The following is a 26,449-nucleotide window of genomic DNA, read 5'->3' as shown; positions in this document are numbered from 1 at the left end:
GTCTCGAGGGGTTTGTCATGCGTCTGAGCACCAACACCATTTATTCGATCGGCACGCAGTCGATCCTGGATCAGCAATCGCGGGTCTCGAAGCTCGGCGAGCAACTGTCGACCGGCCAGCGCATCAACAATCCGTCGGATGATCCGCGCGGTGCGGCGCAGCTGCTCAATCTGCAGCAGTCCAGCCAGATCAACGAGCAATACGCCAGCAATCGCGCAACCGCCCAGCGCCAGATGTCGACCGAAGAAGACCAGCTCAACCAGGTCACGGATGCGCTAGCCTCGGCGGGCCAGCGTCTGGTCCAGGCTGCCAACGGCACGCTGGGCGATGCCGACCGTGAATCGCTGGCCAATCAGCTCGAAGGGGTCTACGACCAGCTGGTATCGAACGCCAACGCCAAGGATGGCAATGGCCGGTATATCTTCGCTGGCTTCAAAAGCGACACTGCCCCGTTTAGCGGTTCGACCGGTGCACTGAGCTTCACCGGCGACAACGGTCAACGTCAGCTCCAGGTCGATGGTTCGCGCCAGATGGCCATCAACGATACCGGGGACAAGGTCTTTACCTCGACCACTTCGAATGCCAGCTATGTAGCCACGGCCGCGGCCGACAACAGTGGCAGCGCGACCTATAGCGCGCTCGATATCGCGGATGCGTCGGCCGACGACTATGGCCGTCAATTCACCCTGAGCTTTGCCGTCGACGGCAGCGGCAACACCACCTACACCGTCGACGGGCCGAACGGCACCAGCGATCCGCAGGCCTATCAGCCCGGCGAACCGATCGCCCTCGGCGATTCGATGCAGACCAAGATCAAGGGCGCGCCGGCCGACGGTGACAGTTTCACGTTCGCCAAGGATCGTGGCGAGGACAACAATATCCTCAATGCCCTGGCCCAGACGGTCTCGACATTGCGTGAGCCAGTCAACGACGATCGATCGCAGGCCAAGCTCACGAATACCATCAATCGGGCCATGCGCCAGGTCAACAACGCCCAGGACAACGTGCTGTCGGTGCGATCGAACCTCGGGACCCGTCTGAACGAGCTCGATAACCTCGACGACGTCGGGCAGACGATGAGCACCAACTACGAACGCAATATCTCGAGTCTGCGGGATGCCGACATGGTCTCGACGATCTCTGACTGGTCGTTGGCCAGGGTGGCCCTGCAGGCTTCCCAGCAGACGTTTACCAGTATCCAGCAGATGTCGATTTTCCAGCAGACCTGATCGACAGCGCAGCCGCTGCGTCCGAGGAGCGGCTGCGGTGCAGCGGGCCGGGCTTGAACGCCTGGCGCCGCGCTCAGCGGGCGGCCCGGAACGCGGTTGGCTCATTCAAGACGTTGCAGTCCGGCAAGCGCACCGACACCGGCCCAGGAATGGGGCAAAGCCTTCTGTGGTGCGACGAAAGCCCTGCTATACACCGGCCAGCGGCCTTAGTCCGTCTGCGAACCAGGGTTCGCCATGTCTTGTGATTGGGCTTAATGGCCATATCGGGCGATGCATTCTCAGCTTGCTCGGCCGGGCGGGACTATCCTATGACGCGGCTTTCTGGGACAGCTGCAGCGAACAGCCCGTGATCATTCACAGCCTGGCTCAATTGCCGCCGGCCAGGGCGTTAGCGATCTCCAGCGTGCGATTGAACAGGGTATCGAACAGCTGGTGCAGGGCATCGCCCAGGCCAGGAATCAGGAACGTCAGTACCGTCAGCCCCGCCAGCAAGGTCATCGGAAAACCGATCGAGAAGATCGAGAGTTGGGGGGAGGCCCGATTGAGGATCCCCATGGCCATATTAATGGTCAGCAGGGTTGCGATCAGCGGCAGGGCCAGGCTGATGCCAGCCGTGAACACGATCGCACCGGTCTGGGCCGCCAGTTGCCAGCCTTCGGCATGCAGCATGCTGTCACCGATCGGCAGCAGCCGAAACGTCTCGGCCAGTATGTGGATCAGCACCAGATGGCCGTTGAACGCTAAAAACAACAGCATCGCGAACGTATTCAGGAGCTGGCCGAGGACCATTGTATTGGCGCCGAGCGCGGCCGAATAGAAGGACGCAAAGCCGAGCCCCATCTGCATGCCGATGAACTCGCCGGTCGACTGCACCGCGCCGAAGGCCAGGCGCATCGTTAATCCCAAAGCCACCCCGATCGCGACCTGCTGCATGACCAGCCATACCCCGGCGATCGACACCGGGGGCACGTTAGGGATATCGCCGAGTGTCGGCGCGATGATGAACGTTAGCAGCATCGCCAAGCCCAGCTTGACCCGGCGCGGCGTGCTGATCTCGCCAAAGATCGGTGCGGTAGCGATGAACGCCAGAATACGCACGAACGGCCAGAACAGGAGCATGACCCAGCCGGTAAGCTGGCCGCTGGTAAACTCGAGCATGGGCAGTGCTCAGCTGACCAGATTGGGGATGTTTAAAAGCAGATTACGCGTGAAATCGATGATCTCGCCGATCAGCCACGGCCCGGCGATGATCAGTACCACGAACACGGCCAGAATCTTGGGAATGAACGACAGGGTCATTTCGTTGATCTGGGTGGCTGCCTGAAACAGCGCCACCAGCAGGCCGACGCCCAGGGCCGTGCCCAGCAACGGGGTCGCCACCATCAGCGTCAGCTTCATGCCTTGATAGGCCAGATCCATCACGGTTTCAGGCGTCATTAGCGTTCCCCTGTGGCGCTCGTGCCCGACCTCATTCGAGCTAGAAAAAACTCTTGGCCAGCGAGCCGATGAGCAGCGTCCAGCCATCCACCAGTACGAACAGCATGAGCTTGAACGGCAGTGAAATCGTGGCCGGTGGAACCATCATCATGCCCAGCGACATGAGTACGCTGGCCACCACCAGGTCGATGACCAGAAACGGGATGAAGATGGTAAACCCGATCTGGAACGCGGTTTTGAGCTCACTGGTCACGAACGCCGGTAATAGCACCCGCATCGGGGTGTCTTGGGGCGTGGCGATCGGGCCAACCTCGCCGAGATTGGCAAACATCGCGATATCGGGTTCGCGGGTCTGGCGCAGCATGAAATCGCGCATCGGCCCGGCCCCGCGCTGGAGCGCCTGTTGAAAGGTGATGTCGTCGTTCGACAATGGCTTATAGGCGACGTCGTAGACCTGATGAAACACCGGCGACATGACGAAGAAGGTCAGAAATAACGCCAGCCCCAGAAGGACTTGGTTGGGCGGCGCGGTCGGCGTGCCGAGGGCGCTGCGCAGCAGGCTGAGCACGATGATGATGCGCGTGAAGCCAGTCATCAACAACAGCACGGCCGGCAGAAAAGTCAGGGCCGTGAACAGCACCAGCATCTGGACCGAGACGTTCCATTGGGTGCCGCCGTTGGCCATCGGCTGGCTGGTCATACCGGGCAGGCCGGTACTGCCGCCGCCGGTCTGAGCCAGCGCGGTCGAGCTGAACAGTACGCCGGCCAGCAGTATGGCCCAGCGTAGAATTCGCCCCATACTCATCGATTGTCGCGACGGCCGAGCCGGCCGATATTGTCGGCCAGCGCCTGGCCGAAGCTCGGGCGCGTGGTCGAACGCGGCGTCTGCTCCGGGGCGGGGCCGCGATCGGCCGGTGCCGGCCGGCGATGTAGGGCATTGACGTTCTGGGCGGTCACGCCGAGCACCAGCCATTCATCCTCGACTTCGACGATCACCACGCGCTCACGCTGGCCGAGGTTGCGCGAGGCCACCACTTTCAGGCGGTCACTGGCCCGGTCGCGCTGAAAGCCGAGCCGCTTGAGCAGCCAGGCACAGATCAGAATGACGCCGATCACCGCGATCAGACCGATCGAGGTTCGCCCGATCAACGAACCATCGACCGGGTCGGCGCTCGGCCCGGGGGGCGGTGTGGTCGGCGTGCCGGCGGGGCCGTCCTGACCGGTCTTGTGGGTATCGGAGCCGGCCTCGAACCAGGATGGCGTGATGCCGCCACTGGTTTTCGAAGCCGTTGTGGATTCGGTCATCGATTGAGTTTCTGGATGCGTTCGGCCTTGGTGACGATATCAGTGATGCGGATGCCGTACTTGTCTTCGACGACTACGACTTCCCCCTGGGCAACCAGATAGCCGTTGATCAGAATATCCATCGGCTCGCCGGCCAGACCGTCGAGTTCGACGATCGAGCCCTGGGCCAGATCCAGCAGCTCCCGAATCGACAGCCGGGTCGAGCCCAGCTCGACCGACAACGTGACCGGGATCTCCATGATCATGTCGAGATCGCGCCGGGCGCCGCCGGTGCTTTCGCCGGTGAGCGGTTTGAACACGCTGTCCTCGGCGCTGCGGGCGCTCGCAGCCGCTGCGTGGGGCGCTGCGGCCGGCTCCGGCTCGGCCTCGGTGGCCTGCTGTTCGGCCATCGCCTCGGCCCAGGCCGAACTCATGTCGGCGCCGGCGTCGTTATCTTCTGCTCCGGGGTCGGCGGCTTGCTCGGACTGGGCCTGTTCGGCCATGGCTTCAGCCCAGATATCATCCATGGCGCCTTCGTTGCCCTCGTTTTCTGTATCTTTTGGCGAATCAGTCATGGCTTAGGAATCCTGGGACGTGTCTTCCACGTCGTGATCGATCATGTGCGTGATGCGTAGCGCCTTGCGGTCGTTGAGCCGGCCATAGTTGGCCGTGAACACCGGAACGTCATCGACCCGTGCGGTCACTTCGTTCGGCAGCTCGATCGGCAGCACATCGCCGACCTTGAGTCGGTTGACCTGGCCGAGCGTGCTTTGGAGATCGGTGAAGTCGATGGTCAGCGGCACGTGGGTACGCTTGACCTCGCCCGCCAGCCGAGCGGTCCGGGAGCGCTGCTCTTCCGGGTCGGCTTTCTGCATCGCGGTATTGGTCAACACCTCGCGGATCGGCTCGACCATCGCATAGGGGATGCAGATGTTGAAATCGGCCCCGAACGAGCCGACCTCGAGGTGAAAGGTCGTGTTCACGACCAGCTCGTTCGGCGAACTGGTGATATTCGCGAACCGGACCTGCATTTCGGCGCGCTGGAATTCCAGCTCCAGCGGATACACATTGCGCCAACCCTGGTCGTAGCTCTCTAGCGCCAGATCTAGCAAACGCTGGATGATGCGCTGTTCGGTATGGGTGAACTCGCGGCCCTCGGAGCGGGTCAGGAACCGGCCATCGCCGCCGAACAGGCTATCGACCACCAGAAACACCATGTTCGGCGGGAACACCATCAGCGCATTGCCGCGCAGCGGTTTCATCGCGAATAGATTGATGTTGGCCGGCACCGGCAGATTGCGGGTGAATTCGCTGTAGGCCTGGATCTTGACCGAATCGACCGTGATATCTGCGCTGCGCCGGATCAGATTGAACAGCGACATCCGAAAATCACGGGCAAAGCGCTCGTTGATGATGTCCAGCGTATGCAGGCGGCCACGCACCACACGCTGCTGTGTGGCCGGGTCGAACGGCCGAATGCGCTTGCCTTGGGATGTGGTTTGGTCCTGGACGGGCTCGTCTTCGCCGCTCACCCCCTTGAGCAGCGAATCGATCTCCTCCTGGGACAACATGTCATCGTCGGCCATGGCTATTGCACGATGAAGTCGGTGAACAATACGTCGTTGATGGCGACGTCTTCGCCATCCGCGGAATAGGGTTGGCGCAATGTCTTGCGCAGGGTTTCGGCGATCTCGCGCTTGCCCTGGGCACTGGTCAGCTGTTCGGCCTTCTGGTCGCTGAGCGTGATCAACATCCGGTTGCGCACCTCCGGCATATGCGAATCGAGCAGTTCGGCCGTGGCCTGATCGGCCACGTTGAGCGACAGCCCGATATAGAGCACCCGGGCATCGCTGGCCAAGTTGACCGTCATCGGATGGACCTTGACGAAGGTCGGCTTGGGCGGTGGCTGCTGTTCGGCCTTGGCCGACGTGTCTGCATCGCTGCTTTGGGCCATAAAGAAATAGCCGCCGATAGCCGCGGCCACCAGCAGTATGAGCACGATCAGTGCGATCAGAATCGGCAAGCGGCCGATGCCGCGTTGGCGCCGCACGGCGGCAAAAGACAACGGTTCAGACATGAATGTGTTCATTACAGAGTTCGGAGTATCAAAAACGGCGCTCAGGCAAAGATATCGATGCCGCCGCGTAGGCCAGCGAGGAGGCCGGCGCTCGGGGTCGGTTCGATATCACCAATGGCTTCGATCGTCGGGCCGCTGTCCGACGACTGGCCGCCGCGCCCGGATTCGCCCTGGGCACCGGTGTCACCAAAGCCGGCCTGGCTGCCCTGGTCGCCGACCGAAGCTTGGCCAAGCGTTAGGCCGCCGGCCGCCAGCGACTGGCGAAGCTGGGGCAGGGCCGCTTCGATGGCGTCGCGTACATGGGCGTTCGGTGACATCAGATGCAACTGAGCCTGGTTGTGGTCGTTGACGGTGACCGAAATATTGATCTGGCCGAGCTCGCGCGGATGCAGCTGGATCTGGGCTTGCTGCTGGCCGCCGCTGGCCAGACGCAGGGTGTGCTGTCCGAGCGCGCTATTCCAGCCGTCGCTGCCCAGCGCTGCGCCGATGCCCGGGTTCGTAGCCGCCCCGGCGGCCTGACCGGCCAGGCCGCCGGCGATAGCCGCGTTCGGCCCGTTCTGGCTGCCCACAGTCGGCGACGGGAACGGCGTGCTCGTGGCGTTCGAGGCGGTGCTGGCGTCGGTATTGGCCTGGGCTTGTGCCTGAGCAAAACCGCTGTTCGATCCGCGATCGGCGAGCCGGGCCAGCGCGTCGGTCTGCTGCCGGGTCAGCGTATCCAGGCCGTGCGCGCCGGTCTGGCCTTTGCCGGCGGCGGCGCTGTCCGAGTCGGTGCTAGCGCTGCCGTCGGCACGGGCCAGCAGCTGAGCCAGGGCCGTCTGGGCTTGGCCTTTCGAATGGCCACGATTGCCCAGCTCGACTGTATCGCCGCGCTCGTTACCGGCCTTGCCGGTACCGGTTGCCGCCCGGGCTGCCGCCGGGATATGCGCGCTCAGGTTCAATGCAGCCGAGGCCAGGCTGGCTTCGCTGGTTTGATCCTCGGACGCGCTGCCGTCGTCAGCTGTTTTATTGCTCTTGTCGGCTTTCGCATGGCCTGCGGCCGGCCGGGCCTCGCCGTTGCCCTCGGGCGTGGTGGCGCGGACCAGGGTCGCCTGGCCTGCGGTATCGGGCTTGGACTGACTGGCCGACCCTGCCGGTGACGCGGCGCCGGTCTTGGCGGTCGCCTGGGCCGAGGCCTGGGCGGTTTTCGAGGCCGCCGAATCCTGGGCCATGCGCAGCAGCCATTTCCGGCTCAACTGCGTGGCATCGGCGTTTTTCTGGTCGTCGCCAGCCGGTTTGTCGTGGCGCGACGAAGCCGCGGTCTCGGCCGTATCCGGGCGAGACTTGGTGGTAGCGTCGGCCTGTCGGTCCGTGGCTTCGCCGGCTTTTGCCTGCGGCTGCTTGGGGCCGTTTTTGGCGTTGTTCGTTGCTTCCGCAGACGGCTTCGTCGTGTCGCGACGCGCCGCCTGGGACTGCGCGAGTTCACGCCCGAAATCAGCCTTCTGGCCGTCCGCCGTTTTGGAATCCGATGTTTTGCCGCCGGCACTGGACGCTGCCTTGGCAGCGTTTTGGCCCCCGGTCAAAACGTTTAGATCGGTCGTCATCGCAGTACCCCCCCGTAGCCTGCTATTACGTCAACGGCTCGCGCGGCGCTGGGAGCGGCCGGCGGCTTCGTCGTTTTGCTGTTGTTCGCGGCGTGTGTCGCGCTTGGCCTGGGCCTCGGCCCGGCGAGCGGAAAGCGCATCGAACGATTTCAGTCGGCGCTGGCGCTCGCGCCAATCGTGCTGGCCGTGGTGAAGCCGGTTCTGGCTGTCGTCGACCAGCCGGCTCTGTTGTTCGATCGCCTCATCGAGTGCAGCCAGGAAACGCTGGTCGTTATCCAGGCGATTCATGCTCATACCCTTGGCCATGGCTTCGGCCAGGCGCCCGCCATACTCGGCGCGATAGGTCAGCAGCGCATCGAGTTGATCCTGGGCACGGCTATGCTGGCCTTGCAGGCGGCCGAGTTCGGTCGCTGCGGCATCGCGTTTTTCGGTAGCCAGGTCAATCAGGGCGTCGAGAGATGCTTGGTTCATGATGATCCGATATCGGCATCGACCAGTTCAGCCAGCCGTGTCTGGGCCTGTGTGTAGCTGCACCGTTCGTTGATGCCTTGCTGGAGAAAACTTTCCATATGCGGATACAGGGCAATCGCCCGATCCAGGGTCGGGTCGCTGCCCGCGGCATAGGCCCCCACCGCGATCAGATCCCGACTGCGCTCATAGCGCGAGAACATGCGCTTAAAATACTGCACACGCGCGAGCTGCATTTCGTCGATAAGCGCCGTCATTGCGCGGCTTATTGAAGCTTCGATATCGATGGCCGGGTAATGGCCGGCCTCGGCCAGATGCCGCGACAGCACGAAATGGCCATCCAGGATCGCGCGCGCCGAATCGGCAATCGGGTCCTGTTGGTCGTCGCCTTCGGTGAGCACGGTATAAAACGCCGTGATCGAGCCGCCGCCGGCGTCGGCGTTGCCGGCCCGTTCGACCAGCGTCGGCAGGCGGGCGAACACCGAGGGTGGATAACCCTTGGTCGCCGGCGGCTCGCCGATCGCCAGCGCGATCTCGCGCTGGGCCATGGCATAACGGGTCAGCGAATCCATGATCAACAGCACGTTGTAGCCGCGATCGCGGAAATCCTCGGCGATCCGGGTGGCATAGTCGGCGCCCTGGAGCCGCAGCAGCGGCGAGGTGTCGGCCGGTGCGGCCACCACCACGGCCCGTGCCAGACCGGCATCGCCGAGGATGTTGTCGATAAAATCCTTGACCTCGCGGCCACGTTCGCCGATCAGGCCGACTACGATCACATCGGCCGCGGTAAAACGCGCCATCATGCCGAGCAGCACACTCTTGCCGACGCCGGAGCCGGCGAACAGGCCGAGCCGCTGGCCGCGGCCCACTGTGAGCAGGGCATTGATCGCGCGGATGCCGGTATCCAGCACCTGGCTGATCGGGTCGCGTTGCAGCGGATTGATGCTCGGCCCGCTCAGGCCGGCGTAATCGGTCTCCGAAGGCGCCGGGCGGCCATCCAGGAACCGGCCACGGGCATCGAGTACGCGGCCGAGCAGGGCCGGACCGACTGGCAGCCGCTTGGCCGCACCGGGGGCGCTGCCGGGCGGGCCGAGCACCGGCCAGACCCGGGCGCCAGGCACTAGCCCGGTGGTCTCGACGAACGGCATGAGCAGCATGCTGCTGCCGGAAAACCCGACCACCTCGGCTTCGGCGTGGTGCCGGCCGTCGATCTGTTCGATCCAACAATGGGCGCCGAGCGGCAACCTTAGCCCGACCGCTTCCAGCACCAGGCCGTTGGCTCGCACGAGCTTGCCGCGCTCGCGCACCCGCGGGGTCGCGGACACTCGAAGGCGCATCGTCATCAAGCGTTTTTGCCATCCTTCGAGCAGCTCGTCTGCGGTCTCGTGCATCAATGCTCCTCGTGGCCGACGGCCTGCAGCAGCCGGGTCCAGCGATCGGCATCGGTGCTGTCGATTTCGCGCTCTTCGTCTTCGATGCGGCAATCGCCGGGCGCGAGGTTGACGTCGGCACGTACCCGCCAACCGGCTGCGGCCAGGCTCTGGCCCAGGTGGTGGTCGATCAGCGTCAGATCGTCGTTGGCGACGTACAGGGTCGGCGTGCCGGTGAGTCCAACATGGTTTTCCAGCAACTCCTGGACATCGTCGAGAATATGTTCCGGGCGGATTTCCAGCGCCCGGCCTGCGAGCTGCCGGCCGGTATCGATCGCCAGTTCCACGAGCTCGCGGGCGATGCGCTCGTCGAGCGCATTGGCGGCTTCGCGGAACTGGCCGACCAGGCGCTCGATCGGCGCCAACCGCTCGGCCAGTTCGGCGTCCAGTCGCTCGGCCTGTTCGGCGCGCACCTTGGCTTCAGCGTCGGCATAACCGGCATCGAAGCCCTTGGCATAGCCGGCCTCGTAACCCTTGGTCTCGGCTTCTTCTTTGGCCAGATTGAACAGGGTCATGTTGACTTGGTCTTCACGCCGACGCCGCGGCCGTTCCGACGGTTTCTGGTCGGCCGTCGAGTCGGTCTTGCGCTCGCGCTGGCGGCGCTCGAGCGGCGCCATCTGCCAGCGTTGCCAGTCCCCGTTGGAGTGCTGACTAGACATACTCGTCGTCGTCGCTGTTCAGCGTGATCTCGCCGGTCTCGGCCAGGCGCCGGACCGTATCCAGAATGCGCTTGCGTTCGGTCTCGACCTGCGACAGCCGTACCGGGCCGCGCATTTCCATATCCTCGCGCAGCAGGTCGGCAGCACGCCCGGCCATGTTGGCCGTGAAGCGCTGGAACAGTGCGTCGCTGACGCCCTTGAGGGCGACCGCGAGGATGTCGTTGTCCAGTTCTTGAAGAATGCGTTGCATGGTGCGGTTGTCGGCCCGCTCCAGATCCTCGAACACGAACATTTCGTCGATGATCTTCTGGGCCAGCAGTTCGTCGTGATCGCGGACGCTGGCCAGCGCCGATTCTTCCTGGTTGGAACTGAGCAGGTTGAGGATCTCGGCGGCCGTATTCACGCCGCCCATCTTGCTGCGCTTGAGGTTCTGGCCGTCCAGCATGCTCGACAACACTTCCGTGAGCTCAGCCAGTGCGGCCGGCTGTACGCCCGAGAAGGTCGCCACGCGCAGGATCACATCGTTGCGCAGCCGCTCGTCGAAATTCAGCAACACGTCCGCGGCTTGGTTACGCTCCAGGTGCACGATGATGGTGGCAATGATCTGCGGATGCTCGTCGCGGATCATCTCGGCGACCAGGTTCGGCTCCATGATGTTGAGCGCATCGATGCCGGTGCCTTCGTTGCTGTCGAAGATATCCTCGAGCAGGCTGGCCGCGCGTTCCTCGCCCATCGCCTTGACCAGCACCGAACGGATATGGTCGCTGGAGCCGATGCTGATGGCCCCGAACTGGTCGAGCTCGTCGTTGAACTCGTTCAGGATTTCGGTGATGTCGTCGTTGGTGACGTTACGCAGCCCGGCCATGCGCATGCCCAGCTGCTGGGCATCGCGATTGGATAGATGCTTGAACACCTCGGCGGCAGAGTCGTCATCCAACGCCATCATCAGAATGGCGCTTCGATCCAGGCCGGTTCGCTCTGTGCTAGCCATCGTCCTTCATCCAGCTTTTGACGATCATGGCGACCATGCGCGGGTCGTCGCGCGCGGTTTGCCGTGTCGATTCGATAAGATCCTGGCTACGTTTGCGACGTTGCGCGCGCAGCTGCTGTTCGGCCTCGCTGACGCCGTCGTCCTCGGCGACCTCGCCGGCCGCGCTCGCCGACGCCTGGGCCGGAGCGGGGGTTGCGGCGTGGCCCAATAGGCCGTTGCGGTCCAGCAGCGGTCGCAGCATCCGGCTCCAGAGCAGCCAGGCCACCAGCGCCACGATCAGGTACTTGAGCCCCTGCAGTGCCAGCGCCTGAAGCTTGGCGTTCTGCCACCAGGCCAGGGTCGCGACCGCGGTCTCAGCGCCGGCTTGCGGGCTGAACGGCATCTGCATGACCTCGATCGAGTCGCCGCGGTCGGCGGCATAGCCGATTGCGCCGCGAACCAGATTGCGAATCTGTGCCATGCGGGCATCCGACAGACCGGCGGTCTCGGCGGCTTCGCCCTCGGCGTCGCTGCCCTCGGCCGGCGGATTGCCGCCAAGTGCGTGCTGATTGATCACGACCGCTACCGACACCCGCTGCAGACGGCCCACCGGGTCCTTGACGTGCTGGATGACGTGGTCGAGTTCGTAGTTGGTGGTCGAGCTGTGCGAGGTCGAGGCTCGGCTGCCGTTGTCCAGGCCGAGTGCGCCGTTGGTCTGCAGCGAGCCGCCGCCGTTCTGGCCACCATTCTGGCCCGCGTTCTGGCCGGTGCCGTTGTTATTGTTGCCGTTATTGTTTTGTGGATTGTTGATCGGCGAGGGCTGATCGGGTGACGGCTGGTTGCTCAACGCGCCCGGCACGCCGCCCTGGTCGCGGCCGCGGTCGACCTGTTCGCTGGATTGGCGACTGCGGATCGCGGCCGGCTTGTCGGCATTGTTGGGAGTGTAGTTCTCGCTGGTCCGTTCGCGGGCCGAAAAATCCACGTCCGCGACCACCTGAGCGCGAATATTGCTGGCGCCGACGATCGGCGCCAGAAGATTCTGAATGCGCTTCTGGTAGGTCTGCTCGATCTGGGCCACATACGACAGCCGCGAGCCGTTGGCGCCGTTCGCGCCGCCGCTGTCCGAGGACAATAGATGACCCCGGCCGTCGACCACGGTCACCGCGTCCACCGGCAGCCCGGGCACTGCGCTGGCCACCAGATGCTGGATCGCGGCAACCTGGCCATCGGCCAGGGCGCGCCCTTTATAGAGATTGATCACCACCGAGGCCTTGGGCTGTTTGCGCTCGCGCACGAACACCGTGGACTTCGGCATAGCCAGCTGGATACGCGCACCGGCGACTTCGCCGATGGTCTCGATCGAGCGTTCCAGTTCGCCTTCCAGCGCGCGGTGATAGTTCACCTTCTCGGCGAACTCGCTGATGCCGAACGGCTGGTTGTCCATGATCTCGAAGCCAACGCCGCCGCCCTTGGGCAGGCCGTCGCTGGCCAGCTGCAGCCGCACGCGATCGACATCCGAGCGCGGTACCATGATCGTGCTGCCGCCGCCGGCCAGCTCGTAGGGCACCTGCATCTGATCGAGTTGGGCCACCACGTCGCCGCCGTCCCGGTTCGCCAGGCCCGAATACAGCACGGCATAGTCCGGCGAGCGGCTCCATAGCAATAGGGCGGCCAAAATCGCGACCGCCGCGGCGACGCCGATGATCAAAGCCAACCGGGGCGATGCTCGCAACCGCGCCAGGGCGTCGGCCAGGCCGCCATTCGTCGAAGCTTGGGCTTCGGCGCTGCTCATCCATTTCCCCCCGTGAAGCGGCGATCTCTATTGTGGCCGCAGATTTATTCGTCCAGGCACTGTACCCATAAGCGTGCTCGGGCGCTTGGCTACCGTAGGGTGCCGGAGACTGATTATTCAGCAAATAGCTGAAATCGAAACGATGAATAGCCGGCTATTTGTGGCCTATTTAATCGCATGGCGTTCTGTGCGACTGCGATAGCCTTTCGCATGCTGGCACACCGGAGGAATCCGGACGACGCCAATCGCAGGCTATCGATCATGGGGGGACCGATGAGTATCCACGGCGCCAATATGGGCGCACTACTGCAACAAATGCAGGCGGCGGCCGCACAGGCCGGCACCCAGCCGACCGCAGCTGAGGCCAATCGCGCCCAGGGCGGCAGCTTCGCCGAAGCGCTGACCCAGTCCATCGATCGCATCGATGCGCTCAAGGACAACGCCGTGGCCTCGGGCCAGGCTTATGAAAGCGGCGAGCCAGGTGTAGCCGTTAACGACGTGATGGTGAATATGGCCAAGGCCGATGTCGCGACCAACATGGGCATCCAGGTGCGCAACCGGGTGGTCAACGCCTATCAAGACATCATGAACATGCAGGTCTAGGCCGCATTTTTTTAAGGGGTGGGACCAGGGCGCCTTCGGGCGCCCTTTTTTTTAAACACCGCTCTGACTTGGTTAGCTAGATGAATTCAGAAGGGGCAGTTCAGTTGTGATCGCCCTGGGCAGGCTTGTTCGGGGTCATTAGCTAATCGCGGAATGGGGTAGCGCCGCCTGCTGTTTGGCGTAGTCGGTGTCCGCACAGGGCGGCAGCTGATTGCGATTGACAGATGACTGTCCTTGCTCAATTAGTGAATTACTTTGGGCTTCATAACTATGAAAAAACTCGAGAGCCTCGAAACGCCGCCACAATTTGGGGCGTAGGACTTGTAGTCGACCTCTTTTACAGGCGAGGTTCTTAGCTGATGCCTTTATGGAGGGCTAGATTTTATAATCTAATGACGCCGCCATGCGAAACCTGTTCAGCGCTTCTTATATCTGTTTTAACTCGAGTAGTGGAAATATTTTCCGTTCTAGGAAGATAAGCAATCTGGGTTACATCCGATAGATCATCGAATTGTCCAACCCAGTCGTCGCCCATCACCAGAATCTCGGCTTGACGCTGCAATATATCGTAGCGTTTTTGTGACCAAGTAGTTTCGGCTATGACTTCATCCACGACGCGTAATGCTAGTAATATTTTACGTCGGTCTTCGTAACAGTAAATTGCCGACTTTCCTTTGATTTCGTTAAATTCGTCGGTGGAAAGCCCAACAATCAAGTAATTGCCTAGCGCGCGTGCTCTTTCAAGAAGTCTAATGTGCCCGATGTGAAGCAAATCGAACGTGCCGTAAGTAATGATTTTTTTCATTTTTTATAACTCGATATTAAATTTTTATTCTAAGTATTCTCTCGGCGTTTGGTTTTTAACCACTCCATGAGTATCTTTTCGATAATTGGAGATGTGGTGGCTATGTCCGTACAATTTTTTTGCGACATGTTAAATATGGCTTTGCACGACTCGTTTTTTATGCCTGTTATATCTGAAAATTTCCGAATGTATTCGCTGCCATAAATATCTTTGAAATTATCTGGCAGCTTTTCGGATAGCACATCTAGATCAGCCAGCAGTCCGAAGCTGCCTAGCAGTGCTTTGCCGTCGGGTGTGCTAGAGAGACGCAATCCATATTCGTTTAGAATGCGATGCACCTAGGCGTCTAAACATGAAATGCCGGGATTTGATCGTGTCGGCAAATAAAGTGTGTCGTAAGCTATGCCTAGCTGGTCGAAAGTGTATTCGCAGACGTTAGATACCGCGTTGTAATCGACAAAATCGACTCGGCCGTTGAAGACGGTTTTTATATCTCGACAAATTGTTAAATAGTCAAAAAAATGTTTTCTTGATAGTACATACGAGGCGAAAGGTTTGCTCGCTCCGTGGCGGCGTACCCATTCCCGATAGTGACGCACCATGTAGTCACGAGCGCTACGGACGAATACCAAGCCACGTATTTCGTTGAAACCTTGCCTGGAAAGATGGTCTATCGTTTTTTTTAGCGCGGCTGCTGATTTCGGAGCTGACCAAGGTTCAGCTGACATAAACAGTGTGCGGCTGTTATCGGCTTTGATCTCTTCATCGAGCGAAGCCAAGAGCTTATAAAAATTTTTATTGCCGCATTCATAAACGAATCTTGAGTGACGGTAGCCTATTTCACCGTCGTCCTTTGCTGCTCTTTCGTCGATTCCTGTTCTTGGGTAGAGGATGTCGTTTTCGCGAAGAGCCGACTGATTCAGCCACGCCGTGTTCTGAATCGCTGTTGATCCGGTCTTGAATGTGCCGCAGTGTAATAGCGCTTTCATATTACGAGTCGAACCTTAAAGTCTCAGTGTCGTTCTCACTTTCGGCTGCAAAATCAGTGTCGATCAGTTTTAGAGATATCGGCTCAGAGTCATAACTCTGAAGTGAGACATCTTCGTTGTCTCTCAGTGCGGGCGCTTTTGGCGCGACGCTGGATAGATAGGCTTCGATATCGCTCAAAAGTCGATCGCCAGACAAGTGACGTTGGGTATGACGTGCTAGCGCCAATGCTTTTCTAATTTGGCCGTTCTGCCATTTCGAATAGATACGGGCGAAAGCGTAGGTCTGCGTAAGTAGAGAGAAGCTGTAGAGATTTTTCGCGGCGATAACGGTGTCGAAATCGGGATCCGGTGTGCGCCAGTCGCCATAAATCGACTCGAGCCACGCTTCCGGATTTTCCAGCTCCCATAGGGGGTCGTTGGCAGGGGAGAGCCGCTTGCGTAAGCGAATCTCGTCGTATCGTGTGTTCCGCGCCCATTCATAGGGAATGCTGGTCATCCAGAAGCCAGTAAAGGTTTCGCCAGTTTTACTATCGACTACGAAACCCGAAAGATCCAGAGTGACGCCGGTCAAAAGATGAACGAAAGCTCTAGGATTTATTAAAAAGCTGTTACCGGCCTCGACCCATCCATTATTTTTGAGACATTCGGCTGCGCGATCCATTTCCGAATGCGGAAGGCCAAAATCGATATCCTTATCGAAAGGCAGAAGGCCGCCTTCGCGGATTATCCCTAAGAGCGTGCCGTATGAGGCGAAGGCGTGAATTCCACTTCTGGCGAGGACGCTGAGTGTGCTCCACATCAGCTCTTCAGTTTCGGCCTTGTTAAAGCCATGAGTTGGCGCCGGGGGTTCTCCCGGGTTGACTGGGTTAGCAAGTTTAAACTTAAGTGCAGCGCGCAAGTGTTTTACTGCGTTGGGGAGGTCACCTTGCTTTTGAAGTAAGTTTCCGTATGCAAAATGCGCCGCCGGGTGTTCTTCTGACAGCGATAACGCTTTTTCGATCAAGGAGTGCGCCCGCTCCGGATTATTCTGCTTTGTATATTCTTGTCCCAGTTCGGTCAGCGCGATTACAGAGTTGGTGTCGAATTTGATTGCCGTCTCTAGATGTTGAATGCCTTCTTTTTGTCTTTTAATCTTCAAAAACCATTGGCCCAATTCCCTATGCAGGGCTGAAGTAGGGGCCAGCGCGATCGCTTGTTTCAAGAGTTTAATAGCGCGGTCGAACTCGCCTTGCGAATAATGCTTTCTCGCTTTTTGGGCATAAGTATTCGCAGCGGACTGTTTTCCCGACTTGAAAGGCGCTCCCTGCTGGCTTGCTTTTTGTCTTTTGCTCATACCATTTTTCCAGCAGCAGGCGTGTGGCCGTGTTCCCAGGGTGCAGGGCTGTATTCAGCGGTCAGCACGAAGGTATCGGGTTCTTCGTTATATCGACTGATATAGCTGCGAGCTGAAAGATAGGAGTTGGCGAGATTCGAATCGAATCGATTCAACAGGTCGTGCGCCAAATCGTGGATTCCGTAAATCGTATCCAGGAGGAATGCAAGTTTCGTGAGCTTGCATGCCGGCAAGGCGCTAAGGCGCTGCTCGGTGGGTACGAATACGGCATCCATGCCCACTAATTGCGTCGCCTGAGTCTTCTCAAGTTCGAGCCCTTGATCCAGGCGGCTTCGATGAGCAGCGTTATCAAGTCGATAGCACTGGAAGCCATGGTTTGCCATCCAGCCGAAAACGTCCGTTATATCGGTTTGTCGATGATGAGTCTTAAAGAATGGCAGACGGGCATGTACTAGCAACGCTTTTTCCAAGGCGCTAACGCCATGTTCCAATATCGTGTGGTTGTCATTACGATCGTCAAGCAGCACCCAGTCGATGTCATCAAGCTCCGTGATACTGTCGAGCGCGATTGTGCCGACCGGCAATCGAGTCAGTACATGGGCATTTGTTTCAGGGAGTGGTTCGAGAGTGGCGCTCAGGCTCGGATCGAGGCATGCCTGTAGAGATGCTGGTTGGCCGTCGCCCAAGATTGCATGGGAAATGATCTGTAGTTCTTCGGTCGCTTCCAGTTTATTGTCACCACGCAGCCGCCCAGCCGGATCGAAGGCGATAACCGAAAACGTGCCCAGTTCCATCAGGTTTTGAAAGTTGGGCTCGCTGGCAAAAGCGGCCCCGTGGTCGATCACCGTGATTCGTCCAGAAAGCCTCCAGTCAAAGTCGACTGGTCGTATGCGAGCATCTGTATCCGATGTTGAAATCACGCCATGTTCCTATTGTCGGTTTTTCGGCTCTACTTTCGCAAAGTAATAAAAATGCTACCGCCCCGAGCAGCATTTAAAAGCGGTAAAGAACACTCGGTTTTGAGTCTTTATCGGCGAATTGTTTTGTGCCTGGAAAATAAAAAAAGGGGCGCCGGAGCGCCCCTAAATGTCATTATTATTATTTCTAAGTTCTAGCCAAGCAGCGAGAGCACGCCCTGGCTAGACTGGTTGGCCTGGGCCAGAACCGAGGTGCCGGCCTGCTGCAGGATCTGTGCCTTCGACATCGACGACACTTCGCTGGCGTAGTCCGTGTCTTCAATCCGCGAACGTGCGGAGCTCAGGTTGGTAGTCGTGGACTCGATGTTGTTGATGGCCGAATCGAGTCGATTCTGAACCGCGCCGAGGTCACTACGGTTGCTGTCCACGCTCTTGATCGCGTTGTCGAGTTGCGCCAACGGATCGGACTGGGCCGTGCCGACATCTTCGGAGCTATCGAAGCTGACGCTGAGCGTCGCATTGCCGCTGGCGTCCTGGCCCGCGGTGACTTCGGCCGCGTAGTACTGCGTGGTGGCGCTCGAGCCCGAGCCCGAGGTCTCCTGGATGAACAGGTTGCCGCGTTCGTCCTGAACCAGCGTCTGGCCGCTGGACAGCGAGCTGGCGCTGCTGTTGGCGTCATTTACGCTAAGGCTACTGGCCACGCTGGCGGTGGCGCCGGAAGCGCTCGAGTCGAGTGACACGCCGTCCACCGAGATCGAGGAGCCATCCAGGTCGGTGGGCGTACCGCTAGCGCCGTTGACGTTGAAGCTACCCAGGCCTAGCGACTCGGAGTCAGTCTTGGAAAGGTTGATGTCGATGGTCTGACCGTCTTCGGAGCCCACCTGAATGCTGATGCTGGTCTTCGACCCGTCCAGTACGTTCGTGCCGTTGAACGAGGTCTGCTGCGAGATTCGATCGATCTCACCCATGCGCTGATCGATTTCGTCCTGGATCGAGTTCAGATCGGACTGCGAGTTGGTGCCGTTCTGGGCCTGCACGGTCAGTTCACGCACGCGCTGCAGGTTGTCGTTGACCTGGTCGAGGGCGCCTTCGGTGGTCTGGGCCAGCGAGATGCCGTCGTTGGCGTTCGAGGACGCCTGGTTGAGGCCGCTGATCTGCGAGCTCATGCGGTTGGCGATCGCCTGGCCGGCGGCATCGTCCTTGGCGGAGTTGATCTTGCTGCCGGACGACAGACGCTCGATGGACGTGTTGAGCTTGTCCTGGGACTGACGCAGGTTGTTCTGCGCGCTCATCGACAGGGTGTTGGTGTTAACGGTGAAAGCCATGCTGGTTTCCTCTCCAAGCGGTTTTATGGGGTCGGGTTTCTGGCCCGTTTGCGGCCGTATGCCTGACCGCTGGAGTTTTATCGTCGCGGCGCGGACAAACTTTAATGGGGTTTTTCCGATCGCCTGATTAGGCGCCGAAAACACAGGCTAATCAGTCCATGGCGGGGGGGACGTCTGCCGCAGACTCTGTCGTCGGGGACCACGCCCGGCACCGGGCATTAACGGCGATACGACCATTATGTATACCGCTCAGGGGCAAATCGACCGCACGCAGGCCGTGCGCGACCATCTACCGATGATTCGGCGGCATGCGCTGGCACTGCAGGTGCGCCTGCCACCGAGCGTCGAGCTCGACGATCTGATTCAGGCCGGCATGCTTGGGTTGCTCGATGCTTTCGATCGATACGAATCCGGCCAGGGCGCGACGTTTGCGACCTATGCTTCGCAGCGGGTGCGCGGGGCGATGATCGATGAACTGCGCAGCCGGGATTGGCTGCCGCGCAGCGTACGCCGCGGGGCCCGCGATCTGGGGGGCGCGGTAGAGCGGCTGGAGCACCGGCTGGGCCGGGCGCCGCGCGAGCGCGAGATCGCCGAGGAACTGGACATGTCGTTGGAGGAGTACCACAAGCTGCTTAACGACGTGAACAACGGCTTGATCCTGAGTTACCAGGAAAGCGGCACACCGGAGGAAGAGCCCAGCCGGGTCGCGGCCTCGGTCGATACCGGCGACGATCCGTTCGCGATCACGTTTGCCCATGCGCGCCGCGAGGATCTGATGACGGCGATCGACGACCTGCCGGAGCGCGAGCGGATGCTGCTGGGGCTGTATTATCAGGAAGACCTCAACCTGAAAGAGATCGGCGCCGTGCTAGGGGTGACCGAATCTCGAGTCTGCCAGCTGCACAGCCAGGCCGTGGCACGGCTGCGCAAGGCATTGCCCGCTTATAACTGAGCCGGCCAAGCCGGCTGTTCAGCCGGTGTTGGCCTGCAGGGGCTCCGCCCCGGCCGTGCCGCCGTGCTCGGTCGGCGATGAGCCGGCCCATCGCAGCAACGGCCGCCCCAGCCGGCTTGGACGGCGCGCCGAAAGCGGCGCCTGGGTCGCGGCGAGAAGCTCGGTTAATTCACTGAGCTGTGCCGAGGAGACCAGCTGGGCAGCCTGCTCGGTGCCGAGCGGCTGCGATGCCAGATCGGGTCGCCAGTGGCGCGCCAGGCGATGCACGCTCTCGGCCAAGCCGGAGCTGTGTTGGAGCAGCCGCGCCAGCTTGTGATGTCGGCGCGGTCCGCGGCGCAGCTGGCTGCGCAGGGCCGCAACGGCGCTGGGCGCAATCGGCGCGACGGTGGTGATTACCGGCTCCGGTTCGTGCAGATAATAGCCTTGCAACACATCGCAGCCGGCCTCCAGGCAATGTTCCAGCTCGTCCTGGGTTTCGATCTTTTCGGCCAGCACGGTCAGACGTGGCCGGCGTTGTTTGAGCCGGGCCACGAGCGGTGCAAGTTGTGCCGTGCCGATCGACGGATATTCCAGTTTGACGATATCGGCCTCGGGCAACAGCGGATGCTCGGCATCCAGCCGGCAGTAGTCATCCAGCGCGATGCGATGGCCGTCGGCTTTCAACCGCTGAATCTGCTCGATGACCCGCGGGCTGGCCTGGACCGATTCGAGTACTTCGATCGTGAGCTGCTCGGGCCGAAACGGCAGGCCCTGGGCCAGCATGTCGGCTGAAAAGTTGACGAATGCGGGATGCGCAGCACTGAACGCGGCCTGCGGGTTGCGGGTAAACGCGTTGACCAAGACCTGGCTGGTGGCTCGGCATGGATCGAAGGCCGGTGGGGCCCGATTCGGTACGGGCTGTTCGCGATACAAAAGCTCTTCACCCACCGGCGTCTGATGGCGGTCGAAAAGCAGTTGGCGCGCGTAGAGCGTCTGTTCTCGGATCGGGTCGGTCATCACGATCGGGCTCTTGGTATTGAGTTCAGCCGGCCATCGGCCTTCCATTTTTGTAACGGCCGGACCGGTAATAAAATTGAACGTACGGCGCCGAACCCGTCTTCGTACGATCGCTTACGAAGGGGTAACGATAGCCGCGCTAGGCTTTGGGTATCGGCTTGCATTGCGTTCAGGGACACTGTGCTGATCGTTTTAGGCCACTTCTTGTTCCATACGCGCAACGTGCTGTTTCCGTTGCTGCTGGTGCTTATTTGTATGGTCTGGCCACCGACCGCGCTGGAGGCCCCGGGCAGCGCCTGGCTGCTGGCCGTCGGCCTGTTGGTGCTGGCCCTCGGCCAGGGGCTGCGGATTCTGACCATCGGGCTCGACTATATTCGGCGTGGCGGCCGTAATGGCCGAATCTATGCCGATAAGCTGGTCACCGGCGGGCTGTTCGGTCTGTGTCGCAATCCGATGTATACCGGCAACGTGGCCATGGTGGTGGGGTTTTTGGCCATCGCTGGCAATCCGTACGGCATGCTCGTCGGCAGCGCCCTGGGCTGGCTGGCCTATCGCGCGATCATCGCAGCCGAAGAATCGTTTTTGGCCGAACAATTCGGGACCAGCTACGCAGCCTATTGCCGCGACACGCCGCGCTGGCTGCCGGCCCCGGCCAGGCTGTGGCGGATCGGTGCCGGACACCGCTTCGACTGGGCGACCGTCGTGCTGCGCGAATACGGCACGCTGCTGACCACCATCGGCCTGGTGCTGGCGCTGCTTGCCATTAAAGCGGCCCGCGCCGGGGCGCTACAGGCCTGGGCGCCGTTTCTGGCCGGGACTGCGCTGGTGGCGTTGGGCGCCTATGGCGTCGCGCGGTTTATGAAAAAGACTCGGCGGCTGCGGCCGCTCAAAACACGCTCCGGATAGCGATATGGCCGTTACCGATCAGGTCTTCGAGCAGGGCTGGCGAGCCCGGGATTTTGCCTTCGATGCCGACGTCGCCGGTGTATTCGACGACATGGTCTCGCGCAGCGTGCCGTTCTATGCCGAAGTCCAGCGCATGCAGACCGAGCTGGCGGTATCGCTGCTGCCCGCTGGCGATTCGCTGGCCTATGATCTGGGCTGCTCTACGGGCACCACGCTGGCTGCCGTCGCCGGCCACCGCGACTGTCCGCAGGGCGCACGCTTTGTGGGGATCGATAATGCGCCGCAGATGCTGGCCCGGGCCGCGGTCAAGATCGAAGAGCAAGGACTCGGTGATCGTATCGAACTGATCGAGGCCGAGCTCGATAGCGAGTTGGCGCTGTCGCGCTGTGACATGGTGTTCATGAATTGGACGCTACAATTCGTGCGCCCGGTCGCCCGTGAGGCCTTGGTGCAGTCGATCGCCAAAATACTCAAGCCGGGCGGTATATTGTTCCTGTCGGAAAAAATTCTGGTGGCGAATTCGCTGCTCAACCGCCTGTATATCGAATTCTATTATGATTACAAGCGCCAGCGCGGTTACTCGGATACGGAAATACGCAACAAACGCGAAGCGTTGGAGAACGTGCTCGTGCCGTATCGAAGCGACGAGAACCGTGCGCTGTTGAAGCACTGCGGATTTGCCAGCGTGGATTCTTATTTTCGCTGGTACAACTTTGAGTCGCTGGTTGCGGTCAAAGCAGGCACATTGCCGGGATAGATGCGCGCCCTCCTATCGTCCACCGTCGCGCGGGGCGCGCGGTTGATGACGAATGAGACAAACGAGGACGTGATGCGCGTACTGATCGTGGAGGATGACCCGACACTGGCCGCCAACCTGGGAGAATATCTGGAAGAGCAGGGTGACGAAGCCGATTACGCCAGCGATGGCCGTATGGGGCTACAGCTGTGCGCCAGTCAGACCTACGACGCGCTCATACTGGATCTGCGTCTGCCGCGCATGGACGGTATGGAGCTGTGTCGCCGGCTGCGCCAACAGCAGCGCATGAATACGCCCATTCTGATGCTGACCGCCCGCGACACGGTCGAAGACCGCATCGAGGGCTTTGAAGCCGGTACCGACGATTATCTGGTCAAGCCGTTTTCGCTGCGCGAGCTGTACCTGCGCCTGCAAGCGATAGTGCGCCGCCATCAGCCGGTGGGCAGCGGCCCGCTCAAGGTTGGGGCGCTGAACCTCGAATCCGATCGGCATGTGGTGCGTTATCACGACACCGAGATCGAGCTCACGCCGATCGGCTTTGCCATGCTGGAAATGCTCATGCGGGCGGCACCGGGGCTGGTCTCGCGGGCCGATTTCGAAGCCCAGATCTGGCAGGGCAATCCGCCAGAATCCGATGCTGCACTGCGCGGCCATGTGCACCGCCTGCGCGAGTTGCTGGAGGCCGCGGCCGGCCAGCCGGTCATTCATACCGTGCATGGCGTAGGTTATCGACTGCTCGAGACCACGTGATCCGCCGGTTGGGCCGTGCGTTGTCGTTTGCGTTCGGGCTACGGGCCCGGCTGTCGATCGGCATGTTGTCGATCGCGTTCGTGGCCTGTATCGGCTTCGCGCTGGCGATCCATGAGTTTGTCGATATTCTTCAGGACGAACTCCAGTTCGACACCTTGGATCGTGAGTTGGTCAGCCTGGAGCTCGACTACAAGCACGACGTGCCGATCAGCGGCCGACGCGGCCATTCGGGCTGGGTCTACGTCAGCCCCGATCCGGCCCACGATGCCGGTCTGCCGGGCGTGCTCAGAAGCCTCGCCGATCGCGGCCATGCGGTCGTGCAGTATGAAGGCCGGGAGTTCTATACGGCGCGCCGCGATGTGGACGGCTCGGCGATCTTCATGATGCTCAACGTCGAGGACGTCGAAGAATTCGAGGATCGCCTAGCGACTATCGGTTGGGCGACGCTGAGCCTGGTGATCGTACTCGCGTTGTTGATCGGGCTCGGCTTTTCCTATCTGATTCTGCGCCCAGTGCGGCGGCTGGCCGAGCGGCTGTCGAACTATCAGCCCGGCCAGTCGAATCCGCCGATCGCGGCCGACTACGGCGATCCCGACATGCGCGATATCGCCGAGAGTTTCGATGCCCTGATCGGGCGTTTCGATGCCGTGCTCGCCCGCGAGAAAGCGTTTACCGAGGACGCCAGCCATGAACTGCGCACGCCGCTAGCGGTCGCCCTCAACGCCAGCGAATTGCTGGATACCATGCCGGATCTGGACGAGCGGGCGCGCAGCCGGGCCGAGCGCGTACGCCATGCCTGCGAGCGCATGCATCGGCTGGTCACAGCGTTGTTGTTTCTGGCCCGGGACCAGCCGCATCCCGAGGATGAATGCCTCAGCGATGCCGCGGTCGTGCTCGACGATGTGCTGGTCTATCAGCGCGATGCGATCGAGGCCAATCGGATCGCGCTGACCGTGCATGCACAACCGACACCGTTGCCGCTGCCCGACGGCGTGATCTACAGCGTATTACACAACCTGATCGACAACGCTGTCCGGCATACGGTGGATGGTTCGTTGCATGTCGAAGTCACGCCGCGCCGGATCCAGATCGTGGATACCGGCTGCGGGCTGCCGGAGGAGGCGCTGGCGCATATCTTCAAGCGCCAGTATCGCACCGCGACCAGCCCGGGGCTGGGGATCGGGCTGTATCTCGTATCGCGCATCTGCGATCGCCAGGGCTGGCGTATCGAGGCCGCCAGTGAGCAGGGGGTGGGCACCCGCATCGAAATCGTGTTCGATACCGACCCGGCCACCGACTAGGTTGGCACTGGCTTATGCTCGGCCCCGCCTCGAGTTGCCCTGGTTCGGGGCTCGCGGCTGCGATCGGCCGCCGGCGCAATGTTTTTCGGCCTCGCTCGATCCGGTGGTCATGTCGGCAGGCCGGTGTTGAGCCGATCGGGATCTTATCCGAAAGCGTGCCAAGCGCTGTAGGGCCGTACATCCAAAGCGTATGCCGCATTGGGCGCGCCTGCATGAGGCAGACGGCGACGGCATCGCTGGGCTGGGCCGCGAGGAGCTGGGATGTTCGCAAGGCCTCGTGCGGGCGTTGCTCGAGCGGGCGTAAAGCGCGGGCAGCCGTGCTCGAATGCATACGGCGCTCAGCCGCGGCGGCGCGAGGCGCGTTTTCAGCGGTTGGGTATCGCGACGTGCCTGGCGCCAGATCGGCGTTGGCGCACAGCCGCGTAGCGCATGCCGCGATCAAGGTATGGCAGCCGATCGCGTCCAGCGATCCGGACACTGGTATACCGGCTGCCGGGTATGATTTCCGGCCGAGCCCGGCCAGTGGCCGCCAGGTCGTGACTCGCTGGAATACGTTAAAGCCCGATCTTTTCCTTGGTCTGGTAGTACCAAGAGCCGAGTACCGACAGCGGCACCCGCAGCAGCCGGCCGCCGGGAAAAGGATGGTTTTTGAGCATGGCAAAGGCGTCGAAGCGTTCGTGTTCGCCGTCGATCGCCTCGGCGATCAGCCGGCCGGCCAAGTGGGTCGTGGTTACACCGTGGCCGGAATAGCCGTGGCTGAAGTAGACGTTGTCCTCCAGCTCGCCCATATGCGGGATACGGGTCAGGGTGAGGGCGAAATTGCCCGACCACGCATAGTCGATGCGCGCCTGGGCCAGTTCTGGAAATGTGCGCGCCAGATGCGGCCGCAGCTTGGCCTCAATATCGGCCGGAGTGGTGCCGCCGTAGACCGTACCGCCGCCGAACAGCAGCCGGCGGTCGGCGCTCATCCGGTAGTAGTCGAGCATATAGTTGCAGTCTTCGATACAGGCGCCGGAGGGCATCAGCCGATTTACGGTCGCCTCGTCCAGCGGCTCGGTGGCCATGACCTGGGTGGCGACCGGCATGACCCGGTCGCGTAGTGCTGGCACGGCCTTGCCCAGATAGGCATTGCCACAGACCACGACCTTGTCGGCCCGAACCTGGCCGCCGTCGGTATACACCGTTGGCCGACTGCCCGAGACCACGCGCGTGACCGGCGAGCGTTCGTAGATCACCCCGCCCAGCGATTCGATGGCTGCAGCCTCGCCAAGCGTCAGGTTGAGCGGATGGACATGGCCGCCGCGCGAATCGAGCAGGCCGCCGACATAGAGATCGGTGTTGCTGTGTGCGCGGATGCTGTGTTCATCGAGCAGCTGCAGTGCATGGTGGCCGTGGGCTTGCCAACTTGCCGCCCGGCTTTTGAGTTCATCGAGTTGGCGCGTGTTGAGGGCCGCGAATACACCGCCGTCGCGCAGATCGCAATCGATCGCGTAGCGGGCTACGCGCTCGCGGATGATGTCGGCGCCTTCGAAGGCCATCGCCCCCAGCGCCTGGGCTGCTTCTGCGCCGTAGCGCGATTCGACCACGTCCAGGTCGCGCGAATAGCCGTTGACCAGCTGGCCGCCGTTGCGCCCGGAAGCCCCCCAGCCGACGTGGCTGGCTTCGACCACGGCCACGTCGTAGCCGCGTTCGGCCAGCGAGAGCGCGGTCGATAGCCCGGAAAAGCCGGCGCCGACGACGCAGACCTGGGTTTCGACTGCCCCGGCCAGTGGCGGGCGCTCTGGGGCCGGGTTCGCGGTCGCGGCGTAATAGGATGGGGCATGCGGCGCCGGAAAAGTCTGTTTGTTCGGGTTTCGGCTCATGACGGCAGATCTCGGAAATCGCGGAAG

27 protein-coding genes are annotated in these 26,449 nt (G+C 61.4%); 7 read left to right on the top strand and 20 right to left on the bottom strand.

Going from position 1 to position 26,449, the window contains the following annotated elements:
- Window positions 1-17 precede the first annotated feature (17 nt).
- Window positions 18-1,229, top strand: a complete 1,212-nt coding sequence (flgL, locus tag V5738_RS16095) for a flagellar hook-associated protein FlgL (RefSeq protein ID WP_423821826.1) — start codon at window positions 18-20, stop codon at window positions 1,227-1,229.
- A gap of 366 nt (window positions 1,230-1,595) precedes the next feature.
- Here the strand turns inward: flgL and fliR are convergent, their stop codons facing one another.
- From fliR to fliF, 13 genes are read right to left on the bottom strand one after another with little or no spacing between them, the layout of a single operon-like run.
- Window positions 1,596-2,387 (bottom strand): flagellar biosynthetic protein FliR, encoded by a 792-nt coding sequence (gene fliR, locus V5738_RS16090; protein WP_423821825.1) that lies wholly within the window; start codon window positions 2,385-2,387, stop codon window positions 1,596-1,598.
- 9 nt (window positions 2,388-2,396) lie between these two features.
- Window positions 2,397-2,666, bottom strand: a complete 270-nt coding sequence (fliQ, locus tag V5738_RS16085; protein WP_423821824.1) for a flagellar biosynthesis protein FliQ — start codon at window positions 2,664-2,666, stop codon at window positions 2,397-2,399.
- Window positions 2,667-2,706: 40 nt separating this feature from the next.
- Window positions 2,707-3,465: a flagellar type III secretion system pore protein FliP gene (fliP, locus tag V5738_RS16080; RefSeq protein ID WP_423824195.1), complete on the bottom strand. Its 759-nt coding sequence runs from the start codon at window positions 3,463-3,465 to the stop codon at window positions 2,707-2,709.
- A gap of 2 nt (window positions 3,466-3,467) precedes the next feature.
- Window positions 3,468-3,971 carry a flagellar biosynthetic protein FliO gene (gene fliO / locus V5738_RS16075; RefSeq protein WP_423821823.1) on the bottom strand — a complete coding sequence of 168 codons (504 nt, stop codon included), beginning with the start codon at window positions 3,969-3,971 and terminating at the stop codon, window positions 3,468-3,470.
- Window positions 3,968-4,525: a flagellar motor switch protein FliN gene (gene fliN, locus V5738_RS16070; RefSeq protein ID WP_423821822.1), complete on the bottom strand. Its 558-nt coding sequence runs from the start codon at window positions 4,523-4,525 to the stop codon at window positions 3,968-3,970. The genes fliO and fliN overlap by 4 nt, the downstream gene beginning before the upstream one ends.
- Before the next feature lie 3 nt (window positions 4,526-4,528).
- Entirely contained in the window at window positions 4,529-5,536 is a 1,008-nt protein-coding gene (gene fliM / locus V5738_RS16065) for a flagellar motor switch protein FliM (protein WP_423821821.1), read from the bottom strand.
- 2 nt (window positions 5,537-5,538) lie between these two features.
- Window positions 5,539-6,027, bottom strand: a complete 489-nt coding sequence (gene fliL, locus V5738_RS16060) for a flagellar basal body-associated protein FliL (RefSeq protein ID WP_423821820.1) — start codon at window positions 6,025-6,027, stop codon at window positions 5,539-5,541.
- Window positions 6,028-6,068: 41 nt separating this feature from the next.
- Window positions 6,069-7,607 carry a flagellar hook-length control protein FliK gene (locus V5738_RS16055; protein ID WP_423821819.1) on the bottom strand — a complete coding sequence of 513 codons (1,539 nt, stop codon included), beginning with the start codon at window positions 7,605-7,607 and terminating at the stop codon, window positions 6,069-6,071.
- A gap of 30 nt (window positions 7,608-7,637) precedes the next feature.
- A complete protein-coding gene (gene fliJ / locus V5738_RS16050) occupies window positions 7,638-8,078 on the bottom strand; it encodes a flagellar export protein FliJ (protein WP_423821818.1) in 441 nt (146 codons plus the stop codon).
- Window positions 8,075-9,466, bottom strand: a complete 1,392-nt coding sequence (fliI, locus tag V5738_RS16045; RefSeq protein WP_423821817.1) for a flagellar protein export ATPase FliI — start codon at window positions 9,464-9,466, stop codon at window positions 8,075-8,077. The genes fliJ and fliI overlap by 4 nt, the downstream gene beginning before the upstream one ends.
- Window positions 9,466-10,164, bottom strand: coding sequence for a flagellar assembly protein FliH (locus tag V5738_RS16040; RefSeq protein ID WP_423821816.1), 699 nt, complete (start codon window positions 10,162-10,164; stop codon window positions 9,466-9,468). Before V5738_RS16040 ends, fliI begins: the two co-directional genes overlap by 1 nt.
- Window positions 10,157-11,155, bottom strand: coding sequence for a flagellar motor switch protein FliG (gene fliG, locus V5738_RS16035; protein WP_423821815.1), 999 nt, complete (start codon window positions 11,153-11,155; stop codon window positions 10,157-10,159). The genes V5738_RS16040 and fliG overlap by 8 nt, the downstream gene beginning before the upstream one ends.
- On the bottom strand, window positions 11,148-12,926 hold the full coding sequence (fliF, locus tag V5738_RS16030; RefSeq protein ID WP_423821814.1) for a flagellar basal-body MS-ring/collar protein FliF: 1,779 nt from the start codon (window positions 12,924-12,926) through the stop codon (window positions 11,148-11,150). The genes fliG and fliF overlap by 8 nt, the downstream gene beginning before the upstream one ends.
- Window positions 12,927-13,199: 273 nt before the next feature.
- On the opposite strand from fliF, the gene fliE reads away from it, so the two are divergent.
- The gene (gene fliE, locus V5738_RS16025; protein WP_423821813.1) at window positions 13,200-13,529 is read left to right on the top strand and encodes a flagellar hook-basal body complex protein FliE; all 330 of its coding nucleotides are present in this window, start codon (window positions 13,200-13,202) and stop codon (window positions 13,527-13,529) included.
- Window positions 13,530-13,911: 382 nt separating this feature from the next.
- Here the strand turns inward: fliE and V5738_RS16020 are convergent, their stop codons facing one another.
- The 5 genes from V5738_RS16020 to V5738_RS16000 all read right to left on the bottom strand — a co-directional run bounded on the left by V5738_RS16020 (window position 13,912) and on the right by V5738_RS16000 (window position 18,898).
- Window positions 13,912-14,334 (bottom strand): adenylyltransferase/cytidyltransferase family protein, encoded by a 423-nt coding sequence (locus V5738_RS16020; RefSeq protein ID WP_423821812.1) that lies wholly within the window; start codon window positions 14,332-14,334, stop codon window positions 13,912-13,914.
- 338 nt (window positions 14,335-14,672) lie between these two features.
- Complete coding sequence (locus V5738_RS16015; protein WP_423821811.1) at window positions 14,673-15,323, bottom strand: hypothetical protein; 651 nt, start codon at window positions 15,321-15,323, stop codon at window positions 14,673-14,675.
- Between the two features lies 1 nt (window position 15,324).
- Complete coding sequence (locus tag V5738_RS16010) at window positions 15,325-16,656, bottom strand: tetratricopeptide repeat protein (RefSeq protein WP_423821810.1); 1,332 nt, start codon at window positions 16,654-16,656, stop codon at window positions 15,325-15,327.
- Window positions 16,653-17,501, bottom strand: coding sequence for a hypothetical protein (locus V5738_RS16005; protein ID WP_423821809.1), 849 nt, complete (start codon window positions 17,499-17,501; stop codon window positions 16,653-16,655). The genes V5738_RS16010 and V5738_RS16005 overlap by 4 nt, the downstream gene beginning before the upstream one ends.
- 266 nt (window positions 17,502-17,767) lie before the next feature.
- Window positions 17,768-18,898 (bottom strand): FliC/FljB family flagellin, encoded by a 1,131-nt coding sequence (locus tag V5738_RS16000; protein WP_423821808.1) that lies wholly within the window; start codon window positions 18,896-18,898, stop codon window positions 17,768-17,770.
- Window positions 18,899-19,136: 238 nt separating this feature from the next.
- Here V5738_RS16000 and V5738_RS15995 point away from each other — a divergent pair, with 238 nt between their 5' ends.
- Complete coding sequence (locus V5738_RS15995; RefSeq protein ID WP_423821807.1) at window positions 19,137-19,850, top strand: RNA polymerase sigma factor FliA; 714 nt, start codon at window positions 19,137-19,139, stop codon at window positions 19,848-19,850.
- Between the two features lie 18 nt (window positions 19,851-19,868).
- Here V5738_RS15995 and V5738_RS15990 read toward each other — a convergent pair whose 3' ends face one another.
- A complete protein-coding gene (locus tag V5738_RS15990) occupies window positions 19,869-20,846 on the bottom strand; it encodes an EAL and HDOD domain-containing protein (protein ID WP_423821806.1) in 978 nt (325 codons plus the stop codon).
- A 180-nt stretch (window positions 20,847-21,026) separates the two neighbouring features.
- Here V5738_RS15990 and V5738_RS15985 point away from each other — a divergent pair, with 180 nt between their 5' ends.
- The 4 genes from V5738_RS15985 to V5738_RS15970 are packed head-to-tail and all read left to right on the top strand — an operon-like array spanning window position 21,027 to window position 24,560.
- A complete protein-coding gene (locus V5738_RS15985) occupies window positions 21,027-21,752 on the top strand; it encodes a methyltransferase family protein (protein ID WP_423821805.1) in 726 nt (241 codons plus the stop codon).
- Between the two features lie 4 nt (window positions 21,753-21,756).
- A complete protein-coding gene (gene cmoA / locus V5738_RS15980; protein ID WP_423821804.1) occupies window positions 21,757-22,509 on the top strand; it encodes a carboxy-S-adenosyl-L-methionine synthase CmoA in 753 nt (250 codons plus the stop codon).
- 45 nt (window positions 22,510-22,554) lie between these two features.
- Window positions 22,555-23,259 (top strand): response regulator transcription factor, encoded by a 705-nt coding sequence (locus V5738_RS15975; protein WP_423821803.1) that lies wholly within the window; start codon window positions 22,555-22,557, stop codon window positions 23,257-23,259.
- The gene (locus V5738_RS15970) at window positions 23,256-24,560 is read left to right on the top strand and encodes an ATP-binding protein (RefSeq protein ID WP_423821802.1); all 1,305 of its coding nucleotides are present in this window, start codon (window positions 23,256-23,258) and stop codon (window positions 24,558-24,560) included. Before V5738_RS15975 ends, V5738_RS15970 begins: the two co-directional genes overlap by 4 nt.
- 554 nt (window positions 24,561-25,114) lie before the next feature.
- Here V5738_RS15970 and V5738_RS15965 read toward each other — a convergent pair.
- Complete coding sequence (locus tag V5738_RS15965; protein WP_423821801.1) at window positions 25,115-26,422, bottom strand: FAD-binding oxidoreductase; 1,308 nt, start codon at window positions 26,420-26,422, stop codon at window positions 25,115-25,117.
- Window positions 26,423-26,449: the final 27 nt, after the last annotated feature.

The organism is Salinisphaera sp. SPP-AMP-43 (assembly GCF_049568105.1).
GTDB lineage: Bacteria > Pseudomonadota > Gammaproteobacteria > Nevskiales > Salinisphaeraceae > Salinisphaera.
This window is presented reverse-complemented; position numbering and strand designations above follow the sequence as displayed.

What these genes read in the sequence shown, in the direction of transcription:
- flgL (WP_423821826.1), top strand. Translation starts at nt 18, where the DNA reads ATGCGTCTGAGCACCAACACCATTTATTCGATCGGCACGCAGTCGATC.
- fliR (WP_423821825.1), bottom strand. Translation starts at nt 2,387, where the DNA reads ATGCTCGAGTTTACCAGCGGCCAGCTTACCGGCTGGGTCATGCTCCTG.
- fliQ (WP_423821824.1), bottom strand. Translation starts at nt 2,666, where the DNA reads ATGACGCCTGAAACCGTGATGGATCTGGCCTATCAAGGCATGAAGCTG.
- fliP (WP_423824195.1), bottom strand. Translation starts at nt 3,465, where the DNA reads ATGGGGCGAATTCTACGCTGGGCCATACTGCTGGCCGGCGTACTGTTC.
- fliO (WP_423821823.1), bottom strand. Translation starts at nt 3,971, where the DNA reads ATGACCGAATCCACAACGGCTTCGAAAACCAGTGGCGGCATCACGCCA.
- fliN (WP_423821822.1), bottom strand. Translation starts at nt 4,525, where the DNA reads ATGACTGATTCGCCAAAAGATACAGAAAACGAGGGCAACGAAGGCGCC.
- fliM (WP_423821821.1), bottom strand. Translation starts at nt 5,536, where the DNA reads ATGGCCGACGATGACATGTTGTCCCAGGAGGAGATCGATTCGCTGCTC.
- fliL (WP_423821820.1), bottom strand. Translation starts at nt 6,027, where the DNA reads ATGTCTGAACCGTTGTCTTTTGCCGCCGTGCGGCGCCAACGCGGCATC.
- V5738_RS16055 (WP_423821819.1), bottom strand. Translation starts at nt 7,607, where the DNA reads ATGACGACCGATCTAAACGTTTTGACCGGGGGCCAAAACGCTGCCAAG.
- fliJ (WP_423821818.1), bottom strand. Translation starts at nt 8,078, where the DNA reads ATGAACCAAGCATCTCTCGACGCCCTGATTGACCTGGCTACCGAAAAA.
- fliI (WP_423821817.1), bottom strand. Translation starts at nt 9,466, where the DNA reads ATGCACGAGACCGCAGACGAGCTGCTCGAAGGATGGCAAAAACGCTTG.
- V5738_RS16040 (WP_423821816.1), bottom strand. Translation starts at nt 10,164, where the DNA reads ATGTCTAGTCAGCACTCCAACGGGGACTGGCAACGCTGGCAGATGGCG.
- fliG (WP_423821815.1), bottom strand. Translation starts at nt 11,155, where the DNA reads ATGGCTAGCACAGAGCGAACCGGCCTGGATCGAAGCGCCATTCTGATG.
- fliF (WP_423821814.1), bottom strand. Translation starts at nt 12,926, where the DNA reads ATGAGCAGCGCCGAAGCCCAAGCTTCGACGAATGGCGGCCTGGCCGAC.
- fliE (WP_423821813.1), top strand. Translation starts at nt 13,200, where the DNA reads ATGAGTATCCACGGCGCCAATATGGGCGCACTACTGCAACAAATGCAG.
- V5738_RS16020 (WP_423821812.1), bottom strand. Translation starts at nt 14,334, where the DNA reads ATGAAAAAAATCATTACTTACGGCACGTTCGATTTGCTTCACATCGGG.
- V5738_RS16015 (WP_423821811.1), bottom strand. Translation starts at nt 15,323, where the DNA reads ATGAAAGCGCTATTACACTGCGGCACATTCAAGACCGGATCAACAGCG.
- V5738_RS16010 (WP_423821810.1), bottom strand. Translation starts at nt 16,656, where the DNA reads ATGAGCAAAAGACAAAAAGCAAGCCAGCAGGGAGCGCCTTTCAAGTCG.
- V5738_RS16000 (WP_423821808.1), bottom strand. Translation starts at nt 18,898, where the DNA reads ATGGCTTTCACCGTTAACACCAACACCCTGTCGATGAGCGCGCAGAAC.
- V5738_RS15995 (WP_423821807.1), top strand. Translation starts at nt 19,137, where the DNA reads ATGTATACCGCTCAGGGGCAAATCGACCGCACGCAGGCCGTGCGCGAC.
- V5738_RS15990 (WP_423821806.1), bottom strand. Translation starts at nt 20,846, where the DNA reads ATGACCGACCCGATCCGAGAACAGACGCTCTACGCGCGCCAACTGCTT.
- cmoA (WP_423821804.1), top strand. Translation starts at nt 21,757, where the DNA reads ATGGCCGTTACCGATCAGGTCTTCGAGCAGGGCTGGCGAGCCCGGGAT.
- V5738_RS15975 (WP_423821803.1), top strand. Translation starts at nt 22,555, where the DNA reads ATGACGAATGAGACAAACGAGGACGTGATGCGCGTACTGATCGTGGAG.
- V5738_RS15965 (WP_423821801.1), bottom strand. Translation starts at nt 26,422, where the DNA reads ATGAGCCGAAACCCGAACAAACAGACTTTTCCGGCGCCGCATGCCCCA.